Here is a 2277-nt window from a genome sequence, read left to right on the forward strand (position 1 = left end):
CTCGTGAAGCGGGCGGCCGCGGCCGCCGCCTTCAAGGGCAAAAGTGGCGCCGCGCTGGACATCCTGGCGCCGGAGGGGGTGAAGGCCACCCGCCTGATCGTGATCGGGGCCGGCAAGGCGACGGGCCTGAAGGCGAACGACTTCCTCAAATTCGGCGGCGTGGCGGCGGGCAAGCTCTCCGCCGCTTCAGCCGCCATGACCATCATGGCCGAATTGCCTGACGGCGCCATGACGAGCGAGCAGGCGGTTGCGATCGCTGCGGGCCTGCGGCTGCGCGCCTACAAGTTCGACCGCTACAAGACCAAGAAGAAGGACGGCGAGGAGGGCGGCTTACGCGCCGACATCTCGGTTGCGGTCGGCGATGTCGCCGCGGCCAAGAAGGCGTTTGTCTCGGCCGGCCACGTCGTCGACGGCGTGGTCATCGCGCGCGACCTCGTCAACGAGCCGCCGAACGTGCTTTTCCCCGAGGAATTCGCGCGCCGCGCCAGCCTGCTCCGCAAGCTCGGCGTCAAGGTCGAGGTGCTCGACGTCAAGGCGATGGACAAGCTCGGCATGGGCGCGCTGCTCGGCGTCGGCCAGGGCTCGACGCGGCCGAGCCGCACCGTGATCATGCGCTGGGAGGGCGGCAAGAAGGGCGAGGCCCCGGTCGCCTTCGTCGGCAAGGGCGTCTGCTTCGACACCGGCGGCATCTCGATCAAGCCGGCCGGCAGCATGGAGGACATGAAGGGCGACATGGGCGGGGCCGCCTGCGTCGTCGGGCTGATGCACGCGCTTGCGGCGCGCAAGGCCAAGGCCAACGTTGTCGGCGCTATCGGCCTCGTCGAGAACATGCCCGACGGCAATGCGCAGCGGCCGGGCGACATCGTCACCTCGATGTCGGGCCAGACCATCGAGATCATCAACACCGACGCCGAAGGCCGCCTCGTGCTGGCCGACGTGCTCTGGTACGTGGCCAAGAAGACGAAGCCGAAATTCATGGTGGACCTGGCGACGCTCACCGGCGCAATCGTGGTCGCGCTCGGCACCGAGCATGCCGGCATGTTCTCCAACAATGACGAGCTCGCCGATCGGCTGCTGACGGCCGGCATCGAGAGCGGCGAGAAGGTCTGGCGCCTGCCGCTCGGCCCCGAATACGACAAGCTGATCGATTCCCAGTTCGCCGACATGAAGAACACCGGCGGCCGCCATGGCGGCTCGATCACCGCGGCGCAGTTCCTCCAGCGCTTCGTCGACGGCACGCCCTGGGCGCATCTCGACATCGCCGGCACCGCCATGGGCGCGCCGAAGACCGACATCAACCAGAGCTGGGGAAGCGGCTACGGCGTCCGCCTCCTGGATCGTCTGGTGGCAGATCATTACGAGCGCAAATGACGGAAGTGCTGTTCTACCATCTGCAAAACATGACGGTAGAGAACGTGTTGCCGCCGCTTCTCGAGAAATCGCTCGAGCGCGGCTGGCGCGTCGTGGTGCAGTCGACCTCGGAGGAACGCGCCGATGCGCTGGATGCGCATCTGTGGACCTATCGCGACGATTCCTTCCTGCCGCACGCGACATGGCGCGTGAACGATGCCGCCGACCAGCCGATCGTGCTGGCGATCGAGGAGGGCAATCCCAACGGCGCCCATGTCCGCTTCCTGATCGACAACGCCGCGCTGCCGCAGGACGCCCAGGGCTATGAACGCATGGTGCTGCTGTTCAACGGCGACGATCCGGACGCGCTGGCGCTTGCCCGCAGCGCCTGGACGGATTGCAAGGCGCGGGGATTTGATGTCACCTATTGGCAGGCCGACGAACGGGGCCGGTGGCAGCGGCGGAATTAGCGGTCGTCGGCAATTAATGATAATTTGCACTTTTCGGGTAAGGCTGGTCTTGGCCACCTTGGTGCCGCAAAGTGATGTTGGGACAATCGTTTAGGGCTGGTCCTTCACGCGGGGAATTTAGTTTATCGTGCGACATCAAAAGCTTCCCGGCTCGCTCATAGTTGCGTTGGCTGCCGTAGCACCGCTGGTCGCGGGCTGCTCGGGCGCGAGCGATCTTCTGTCCAAGGATGCCCAGTGGTTCAACACGCCCAGCCGCCTGTTCATCAAGAGCATCTCGATTGAATCGCCGCCGCTGACCCCCGACAAGCCCGTAACGGCGGAAGATCTGGTTAGCGCCGACGGGGCCTGTCCCGGCATGGCGCCGCCTCCCGGACCGGCTGATGCCAATGCGTCGACGACGGCGCCCATGGGCGGCACGGTCGCGCTCGGCCACACCGAATGCGACGTGGTGCGCGGC

Annotated in this window: 2 protein-coding genes and 1 pseudogene; all 3 read left to right on the forward strand. The window is 66.3% G+C overall.

The window, feature by feature from the left end; translation table 11 throughout:
* The coding region (locus AC1D00_RS37325; RefSeq protein WP_477014114.1) for a leucyl aminopeptidase at window positions 1-1371 on the forward strand (1371 nt) is incomplete at its 5' end.
* The gene (locus tag AC1D00_RS37330) at window positions 1368-1820 is read left to right on the forward strand and encodes a DNA polymerase III subunit chi (RefSeq protein WP_025576079.1); all 453 of its coding nucleotides are present in this window, start codon (window positions 1368-1370) and stop codon (window positions 1818-1820) included. The genes AC1D00_RS37325 and AC1D00_RS37330, both read left to right, overlap by 4 nt.
* A 166-nt stretch (window positions 1821-1986) precedes the next feature.
* Window positions 1987-2277, forward strand: a pseudogene (locus AC1D00_RS37335) (hypothetical protein); the annotation flags it as partial.

The sequence above is a fragment of the Bradyrhizobium sp. P2_E8 genome (assembly GCF_056403875.1).

What these genes read in the sequence shown, in the direction of transcription:
- AC1D00_RS37330 (WP_025576079.1), top strand. Translation starts at nt 1,368, where the DNA reads ATGACGGAAGTGCTGTTCTACCATCTGCAAAACATGACGGTAGAGAAC.